The 8,926-nt window shown below is 54.2% G+C and carries 9 protein-coding genes; all 9 read left to right on the forward strand.

Features of this window, described 5'->3' with window-relative positions; genetic code table 11:
• Window positions 1-272, forward strand: a 272-nt coding sequence (locus tag WKK33_RS09260; RefSeq protein WP_337933549.1) for a hypothetical protein, incomplete at its 5' end; no start/stop codon positions are given.
• Window positions 273-1,749: 1,477 nt separating this feature from the next.
• Entirely contained in the window at window positions 1,750-2,871 is a 1,122-nt protein-coding gene (locus tag WKK33_RS09265) for an agmatine deiminase family protein (RefSeq protein WP_337933550.1), read from the forward strand.
• A 45-nt stretch (window positions 2,872-2,916) separates the two neighbouring features.
• On the forward strand, window positions 2,917-3,798 hold the full coding sequence (locus tag WKK33_RS09270; RefSeq protein WP_337469185.1) for a carbon-nitrogen hydrolase: 882 nt from the start codon (window positions 2,917-2,919) through the stop codon (window positions 3,796-3,798).
• Window positions 3,799-3,928: 130 nt separating this feature from the next.
• Window positions 3,929-5,494 carry an acyl-CoA carboxylase subunit beta gene (locus tag WKK33_RS09275; RefSeq protein ID WP_337569968.1) on the forward strand — a complete coding sequence of 522 codons (1,566 nt, stop codon included), beginning with the start codon at window positions 3,929-3,931 and terminating at the stop codon, window positions 5,492-5,494.
• 39 nt (window positions 5,495-5,533) lie between these two features.
• Window positions 5,534-5,689, forward strand: a complete 156-nt coding sequence (locus tag WKK33_RS09280) for a hypothetical protein (protein WP_215760124.1) — start codon at window positions 5,534-5,536, stop codon at window positions 5,687-5,689.
• Complete coding sequence (locus tag WKK33_RS09285; protein ID WP_337469187.1) at window positions 5,689-6,120, forward strand: biotin/lipoyl-containing protein; 432 nt, start codon at window positions 5,689-5,691, stop codon at window positions 6,118-6,120. The genes WKK33_RS09280 and WKK33_RS09285 overlap by 1 nt, the downstream gene beginning before the upstream one ends.
• A 239-nt stretch (window positions 6,121-6,359) precedes the next feature.
• Window positions 6,360-7,169 carry a glycogen/starch synthase gene (locus WKK33_RS09290; protein ID WP_337933553.1) on the forward strand — a complete coding sequence of 270 codons (810 nt, stop codon included), beginning with the start codon at window positions 6,360-6,362 and terminating at the stop codon, window positions 7,167-7,169.
• Window positions 7,170-7,302: 133 nt separating this feature from the next.
• Window positions 7,303-8,760 carry a DUF4270 domain-containing protein gene (locus WKK33_RS09295; RefSeq protein ID WP_337933551.1) on the forward strand — a complete coding sequence of 486 codons (1,458 nt, stop codon included), beginning with the start codon at window positions 7,303-7,305 and terminating at the stop codon, window positions 8,758-8,760.
• Window positions 8,761-8,781: 21 nt separating this feature from the next.
• Window positions 8,782-8,910, forward strand: a complete 129-nt coding sequence (locus WKK33_RS09300) for a dehydrogenase (RefSeq protein ID WP_337933552.1) — start codon at window positions 8,782-8,784, stop codon at window positions 8,908-8,910.
• Window positions 8,911-8,926 lie beyond the last annotated feature (16 nt).

Below are 8,926 nucleotides of genomic sequence, written 5' to 3' on the forward strand. Positions count from 1 at the left end.
AACAGCAAAAAAACTTCAAGTTTTTCTTGCGTAGAAACATAGAATGCACACCCCCCTTTGCCAACCGTCGGCATACATCTCCTTGCTTCAGCCCCAACACCTTGCACACATCCGCCAAGCAGAACCACGGCTCACCCCTTCTCTTCAGTCACCGTCCTTATCCTTCCGAACTCCAGACTCTCGAAAATCTTCATTTCGTTCTTCATGTTTTTCTGTTATTTTTGAAAATAAAACCCCTCGCAACCCCTTGGCAGCAGTTTGGCGCGCCGTGAGGATTACGAGGGCAAAGGTAGTGAGAAAAAGTGAGTGCAACCGTAATAACACGTTGTCAGTACGGTTTATTACAGTTGCCCTACTAAACGTTGTAAAAAAAAGAGAATGGGGTTAACGCAGCGATTCTTTTATGGGCTCAAACTACGGACAACGCTCCTCCTTCCCCCAGCTTCCGAACGGCCAAATGTTACATTGTTACATGTTACAATAAGCACCTTCCGTATGTCCACACCCTCTTTCGGAAGTCTGAATTTGGGGAGGGTAAAAATTATATAGTATATATTATATATAATATATATACTATATAATTTCTTAAAGCCCATCCTGCGCAATATGGAACCACCTTATTGTAACATGTAACATTGTAACAAAACTCATGCTTGCTCCTTGGTCCATCGGCGCAATCTGCGGGAAAACAAGCCCCCACGAACGGCTTCGCGCGCGCCACACCTGAACATATATAAATAAAGCAACTTGCAGAACAAAAACATAGGAAACATGGCGTTAACTACTATTAACACGCAACCCTTCGGATTTTAACAGGAAGTAACACGCTGCAGCACGCCCAAATTTGGTGCGTGCGGATAATTGCCGTACCTTTACATCGCAAGCAGAACACCAAGCACCACCGTCAATCACAGGCCAACGACAGTCGCCCCTCACCCACCACCCACCGCTTCATAGACAAGCGGAACAACATACAACCACCCACCAACCCACCAACGCCACAGCCCTATGAGCCCACCACACACCAACGCCCATCGCCACCCGTATGACACCAGCGCCCACCGCTCGCCACCTCTCGCCTCGCCTCGAATGAGAGCAGCCAACGTTAACGGGCATTAACGGGAACACGAAACCACACATCGCGCAGGTGCCGAGCCGAGAACGCCCAACAAACCCAATTTTCAGGACACAACCCATCAGTCGGCAGAGTCTCCCCGAGCCTCGCGTATGTCTACGACAAATCTCGAGAGATTACAAACACCTTTGGTGTTTTTTGGAGACGAACACGAATCTCACTCCACCGAATAACAATCAGCACAAAATACCCGTTGGTCAGTCGTCATTCGTGGGATAACAAACGCGAAAGGCGTTTCTCTCAGCCGTCATTACCTCCCGTTGGTCGGTGGGGCTACGCCGGGTCTCGTAAGATTGAGATTCGTGTTCTTAAAAAACAGTTAGCGTTTACTTCGCACGTGGGACTTCGCAGACTCTCGTGTTCTAACATAAAACAACAAGATATGAGCATCAAATGTGCAATCCGCGCGATCTTTGGGAAAACAAATACGCTCCCTTGTTACATTGTTACATGTTACATGTTACAATAAGGTGGTTCCAGATGTCGCGCAGCCGTCATTCATCGGGCGCCCACCGCCTCTCAACTTTTTCTCCTAATTTGGCGCACGGTTCGCATTTTTTTCGTAAATTTGCAAACCAAATATGGGTGCCGACACACCCCCAAAACCTACAACCATGACCCCTAACACACATTGCGATTTTGTTTTGCCCGCCGAGTGGGCACCACAAAGCGGCGTACAACTGACGTGGCCCCACGCCGCCACCGACTGGAAACCCTACCTCGAAGAGATAACGCAGATGTTCCTGCAGATGGCACGCGAGATTGCCAAGCGCGAGCTGTTGCTCGTGGTAACTCCCAACAAGGCCGCCACAAAAGCCCAACTGGCCAAGGCGCTCGACAGCGAGAGTATGGCGCACGTCATCATACAGGAAATCGACACCAACGACACGTGGGCACGCGACCACGCTCCCTTCACCTTGGTATCGACCCACAAAGCCAAGGGGTTCTTCGTAAAAAACCACTTGCTCGACTTCAAGTTCAACGGATGGGGAGAGAAGTTTGAATGGCAGAAAGACAACGCCATCAACCTGCAACTCTACTACAACGGCGTGTTCCACGCAGCCATGGAGAACCATACCGACTTTGTGTTGGAAGGGGGAGCCATCGAGAGCGACGGGCGAGGCACCATCATGACCACCTCGTCGTGCATGCTCGCACCCCACCGTAACCAACCGCTCGACAAGGGCAAGATAGAGGAGCGCTTGCGCAACCAGTTTCACGCACAGCGCGTCGTCTGGATCGACCACGGCCAACTGATGGGCGACGACACCGACGGCCACATCGACACCATCGTGCGCATGGCGCCCAACAACACTTTGCTCTATGTGGGATGCGACGATAACGACGACCCCCACTACGACGATTTCGCCGCCCTCGAACAGCAGCTGAAAGGCTTGAAGACACTCGACGGACGCCCCTACCGACTGTTGCGCCTGCCCATGCCCGACGCCATCTACGACGATGGCGACCGCCTGCCCGCCACCTACGCCAACTTCCTCATCATCAACGGCGCGGTACTGGTGCCCACCTACCAACAGGAGGAGAAGGACCGACAAGCCCTGGCCACCATCCAACAGGCCTTCCCCGACCGAGAGCTCGTGGCCATCGACGCACGCACGGCCATCAGGCAGCACGGATCGCTCCATTGCCTCACCATGCAATATCCAGAGGGCGTGATAGTCCCCCTCGCCGACGACGAGGATACCCACGAGGGCAACGCGCCCTTCTTTACATAAGAACGCATGCCAAACGGCAAATCACACATGAACCATCATAACAACATGAAACTGAGAATAGGCATACTGCAACAACACAACACGCCCAACATAGAGCACAACCTGAAACGCCTGGCGGAAGGCGTGCGCGACCTGGCGCAACGCGGAGCACAACTCATCGTGCTCCAGGAACTGCACAACTCGCTCTACTTCTGCCAAGTGGAGGACGTAAACAATTTCGATTTGGCGGAGCCCATCCCCGGCCCGTCGACCAACTTCTTCGGCGAACTGGCCAAGGCCTACGGCGTGGTGATCGTCACGTCGCTCTTTGAGCGCAGGGCAGCCGGACTCTACCACAACACCGCCGTGGTGATAGAAAGCGACGGATCGATCGCGGGCAAGTACCGCAAGATGCACATCCCCGACGACCCCGCCTACTACGAAAAGTTCTATTTCACCCCGGGCGACCTGGGATTCCACCCCATCGACACCTCGGTGGGACGGCTCGGCGTCATGGTGTGCTGGGACCAGTGGTACCCCGAAGCAGCACGCCTCATGGCCCTGCAGGGAGCGCAGATGCTCATCTACCCCACCGCCATCGGCTACGAATCGACCGACACCGCCGACGAGCAGCAGCGCCAGCGAACGGCATGGACCACCGTGCAGCGCGGACACGCCGTTGCCAACGGACTGCCCGTGGTGGCCGTGAACCGTGTGGGGCACGAGGACGACCCCAGCGGACAGACGGGAGGCATAGAATTCTGGGGGTCGAGCTTCGTGGCCGGACCGCAGGGCGAGCTCCATTACCAGGCGTCCGACCACGAGGAGGAGAGCCTCGTCGTAGACATCGACATCGCCCACTCGGAGCAGGTGCGACGCTGGTGGCCCTTCCTGCGCGACCGACGCATCGACGCCTACCAAGACATCCTGAAGCGGTTCGTAGACTAACGCGAGGGCACATCCAAACAAAGGGGCAACATCATTTAATAACATTATTTACAATTTGAACCGTCCCTTTCTCATTTTATTTTAGTAACTTTGCGCCCAAACTTGTAATAAGGTAATAATTATATAAATTATGAGCAAACAAACAGAGAAGATTAAAGACCTCGTTGCCAAGCGCGAGCTTGCACGCCTGGGTGGCGGACAGAAAGCCATCGACAAGCAGCATGCACGCGGCAAATACACCGCACGCGAGCGCATCGAAATGCTCGTCGACAAGGATAGTTTTGAGGAGTACGACATGTTCAAACTCCACCGTTGCCACAACTTCGGCATGGAGAAGAAGCAATACCTCGGCGACGGTGTCGTGGCCGGTTCAGCCACCATCGATGGCCGCTTGGTATATGTTTATGCACAAGACTTCACCGTCAACGGCGGATCGCTCTCGGAGACCATGGCCCAGAAGATGTGCAAGATCATGGACATGGCCATGCAGAACGGAGCTCCCGTCATCGGCATGAACGACTCGGGTGGCGCGCGTATCCAGGAGGGTATCTCCGCGCTGGCAGGCTACGGCGAGATCTTTGAGCGCAACATCCTCGCCTCAGGCGTGGTGCCGCAGATCTCCATGATCATGGGTCCCTGCGCAGGTGGCGCCGTTTACTCGCCCGCCCTCACCGATTTCATCGTTATGACCGAGGGAACCAGCTACATGTTCCTCACAGGCCCGAAGGTGGTGAAGACCGTCACAGGCGAGGAGATCGACTCTGAGCACCTCGGAGGCGCCAGCGTGCACGCCAGCAAGAGCGGCGTGACCAGCTTCACGGCCAAGACCGAGGAAGACGCCATGGAGCTCATCAAGAAGCTGCTGGGCTACCTCCCCTCCAACAACACCGAGGAGGCTCCACGCGTGGAGTGCAACGACCCCATCGACCGCAAGGAGGACCTGCTCAACGACATCCTGCCCGACGACCCCAACAAGGCATACGATATGTATAAGGTCATCACGGCCATCACCGACAACAACGAGTTCTTCGAGGTACAGCCCAAGTTTGCCAAGAACATCATCACAGGCTTCGCACGCTTCAACGGACAGAGCGTGGGCATCGTGGCCAACCAGCCGTCGGCCTACGCCGGTGTGCTCGACGTGAACGCCAGCCGCAAGGGCGCACGCTTCGTTCGCTTCTGCGACGCCTTCAACATCCCCATCGTGAGCCTCGTGGACGTGCCCGGATTCTTGCCCGGCACAGGCCAGGAGTACAACGCCGTCATCCTGCACGGCGCACAACTGCTCTACGCTTATGGTGAGGCCACTGTGCCCAAGATCACCATCACCCTCCGCAAGAGCTATGGCGGTAGCCACATCGTAATGGGCTGCAAGCAGTTGCGTTCCGACCTCAACTTCGCATGGCCCACAGCCGAGATCGCCGTGATGGGTGCCTCTGGCGCCGTTGCCGTGCTCTGCGCCAAGGACGCCAAGAAGGTAAAGGAGGAAGGCGGCGACGTGAAGGCGTTCCTCGCCGAGAAGGAAGACGAGTACACCGAGACCTTCGCTAATCCCTACCAGGCTGCCCAGTTTGGTTACATCGACGATGTGATTGAGCCACGCAACACACGCTTCCGCATCTGCCGCGGATTGGCACAACTGGCATCAAAGCGCCAGAACCTGCCCGCCAAGAAGCATGGTTGCATGCCCATGTAATCGCGTCAACACAGAAAACAGAACAAGTTCAGAAAGTCAATGGATAAGAACATATATGCAGCCATTGCCATGGCGCTCTACGAGTACCAGGGCAACAATGTACACGACAGGGAGCCGAGCGTCATCACCATCAAGCCGAAACCAACTTTGTGGAATGCCAAGTTTCTGTCTTTCACAGCTAAACCATCAAGATAATGAAAGAATTCAAATATACCATCGACGGCAAGGAGTATAACGTCGAGATTGGCGACATCAACGAAGAGACCTATGTTGCCAGCGTGAAGGTCAACGGAGAGGCTTACGAAGTGGGAATGGAGAAACCCGCTGAGCCCGAGAAGAAGAAAGTGGAACTGGGCAAGCCCGTTGCCGAGAGCAACGAGGAGAGCGCAGCACCCGCCGCTAACGCCAATGTGGCAAACGCCACCAAGGCTCCGCTGCCTGGAACCATTACAGCCATCAACGTAAACGTAGGCGACGAAGTGAAGGCTGGCGACGCCGTGCTCGTGCTCGAAGCCATGAAGATGGCCAACAACATCGAGGCCGAGAAGAGCGGTAAGATTGCCGCCATCTGCGTGAAGATTGGCCAGAGCGTGCTCGAAGACGACGCGCTCTTCGTGATCGAGTAAACAGCCTCTTTCATAAGAAGCTACCGTTCTTGGCGGGACAGGCCATGCCCGTTACTCCGCCAAGGAATGATAAACACCCTTAAAAACGCCCTCTTTTGTGTGAATTGATGCAAAAGAGGGCGTTTTTTCAATATTTTTTCGTAACTTTGCAGCCATAAAGTTAATTTGGGTAAGGTATGCGCAAATGAAGGAAGCGCCCCACCCGATAGCTTTTCATATTAAATCGAGAAAATAAGATGATCAAGAAAAAGGTTTTATTCATCAACCAAGAAATCACCCCGTATGTGCCCGAATCGGAAATGTCCGTCATGGGTCGCCAACTGCCTCAGAAAATGCAGGACAACGGTTTCGAAATCCGCACTTTCATGCCTAAGTGGGGAGCCATCAACGAACGCCGCGGCCAGTTGCATGAGGTTATTCGCCTGTCGGGAATGAACCTGATCATCGACGACACCGACCACCCCTTGATCATTAAGGTGGCCAGCATCCCCGTATCTCGCCTGCAAGTCTACTTCATCGACAACGAGGACTACTTCCTCCATCGCCCCGCCATGACCGAGGACGAGAACGGCATGGAGTATGCCGACAACGGCGAGCGCGCCATCTTCTTCGCGCGCGGCGTGCTCGAAACGGTGAAGAAGCTGCGCTGGGCCCCCGACCTCATACAATGCCAGGGCTGGATGACAGCCGTGGTGCCGCTCTACATCAAGACCGCCTACCACGATGACCCATCATTCGCCAACACCAAGGTGGTGACCTCGCTCTTCGACGACCAGTTGAAGACGCAGCTCGGCGACAACTTCAAGCGTTGCGTGGAGTTCCGCGACGCAAAGGCCGACCTGCTCAAGCCCTACGCCGAGAAGTTCGACTTCATGGAACTGGGCAAGATGGCCATCGACTATAGCGACGGCGTGGTTGAGGCTGGAGAGAACGTCAACGCCGACCTGTTGGCTTACGCCAAAGGTAAGGAAATGCCAGTACTCAACTATCCTGGCAAGGACTTCGCGCCCGCCTACAAGGACTTCTACAACCAGATCCTCGACAAGTAAGGCTCCGGCCATAACCGCCTATAACCCCACCGCGACAATACGAGGTACACACCGCGACAAGACCTGAAGGCGACAACAGCCCACCGCAGGTCTCTCGATGCGACTATACCATAATCATAACATGTGTTTTCAGATGAAATCAAAGTTTTTCGTTGCCCTTTCTCTTGCCGCAATCACCTTGGCAAGTTGTGACACGACAACTGACACCATAGGATCATCGCTCACCAACGACCGCGATGGTATGCAAATATCAGCACAAACATTCAGTGTGGCCAGCCGATCGCTGGTAGCCGACTCTGTGCTCTCGCGTAACATAACGGGTTACCTGGGTAAGGTGCGCGACCCTGAGACGGGCGCTTACATCACAGGCGACTTCATGGCTCAGTTTAACAACTTGGAGGGATTTAGCTTCCCTGAAAAGGCGAACCTCGTAACAACCGACGCCAACGGCAACGAAGTGAAAGGTGTGGTAAAGGCCGACTCGTGCGAGCTGCGCTTGTTCTACACCAACCTCTACGGCGACTCCACACAGCTCATGAAGCTCACCGCCTACGAGATGGGCAAGCCCATGAACGAGAACCGCATCTATTACAGCAATTTCGACCCCGCCGACAACGGATATATCCGCGAGGGCGGACTGCATAAGGACAAGGTGTACAGCCTCATCGACTACAACGTGAACCAAAGCCGACGCGACTCGACGGGCTACACACCCTACATCACCATCAAGCTGAAAGGCCCCTACACGGACAAGGACGGCAAGACCTACGACAGCTACGGCACCTACATCATGCAGAAATACTACGACAACCCAGCCAACTTCAAGAATGCGTTCGCATTCAGAAACAACGTGGTGCCCGGTTTCTTCTTCAAGCATAAGAATGGCGTGGGCAACATGGCCTATATCACGCAGTCGCAGTTGGATGTGTATTTCAGCCACGTAGCCGACGACTCATTGTACCATTCGGCAGCCGTGTTCTGGGGAACGGAGGAGGTGTTGCAAACCTCAACCATCACCAACGACAAGCAAAGCATGGAGAAGTTGGCAAACGATGAGTCGTGCACCTACCTCAAGACACCCGCAGGCATCTTCACCGAGCTCACGCTCCCTGTTGAGAAGATCATGAGCGGTCATGAGAACGACACCATCACCTCCGCCAAGCTGGTGCTGCAACGATTGAACAACAAGACCACAAGCGACTATATGTTTGGCGTTCCATCGGAGATATTGATGATTCCGACCGACTCGCTGTACTCGTTCTTTGAGCACAACAACATCTATAACAACAAGAATTCGTTTGTGGCCAGCTGGGCTTACAACGCCGCTCAGGGCAGTTTCAACAACAGCTACACCTTCAGCAACATAGCAGGCATGATTTCGTCGATGTACAATAGCGACCGCACATCCGCCAACTGGAACAAGGTGGTGCTGGTACCCGTAGAAATCAAGACCACCACCACATCGGCGGGAACAAAGACCGTGGTGAAGGTAACCAACAACATGGCGCTGACAAGCACCCGACTGGTGAAGGGCACAGAGGCCGACAACAGTCCCATCAAGTTGAGCGTAATCTACAGTCGATTCGAATAACCCATTCATCATCTGAACGACATGGCCGACAACTTTTTGGAACGACACCACGAAGAGTATGAAGAAAGAAAAAGGGCATGGCTTCGCAACAAGAAGCACATGCCCAAACTAAAACGAACCGTAGAGAAGCCTGAAGACGAAAGTCTTTAGGCTTTTTTATTCCTTA

The sequence above is a fragment of the Hallella sp. genome, from assembly GCF_037460745.1.
Classification (GTDB): Bacteria; Bacteroidota; Bacteroidia; order Bacteroidales; family Bacteroidaceae; genus Prevotella; species Prevotella faecis.

Bases quoted from the DNA above. Each gene is read 5' to 3' on its own strand.
- WKK33_RS09280 (WP_215760124.1), top strand. From the start codon at position 5,534: ATGGATAAGAACATATATGCAGCCATTGCCATGGCGCTCTACGAGTAC.
- WKK33_RS09265 (WP_337933550.1), top strand. From the start codon at position 1,750: ATGACCCCTAACACACATTGCGATTTTGTTTTGCCCGCCGAGTGGGCA.
- WKK33_RS09295 (WP_337933551.1), top strand. From the start codon at position 7,303: ATGAAATCAAAGTTTTTCGTTGCCCTTTCTCTTGCCGCAATCACCTTG.
- WKK33_RS09285 (WP_337469187.1), top strand. From the start codon at position 5,689: ATGAAAGAATTCAAATATACCATCGACGGCAAGGAGTATAACGTCGAG.
- WKK33_RS09270 (WP_337469185.1), top strand. From the start codon at position 2,917: ATGAAACTGAGAATAGGCATACTGCAACAACACAACACGCCCAACATA.
- WKK33_RS09300 (WP_337933552.1), top strand. From the start codon at position 8,782: ATGGCCGACAACTTTTTGGAACGACACCACGAAGAGTATGAAGAAAGA.
- WKK33_RS09275 (WP_337569968.1), top strand. From the start codon at position 3,929: ATGAGCAAACAAACAGAGAAGATTAAAGACCTCGTTGCCAAGCGCGAG.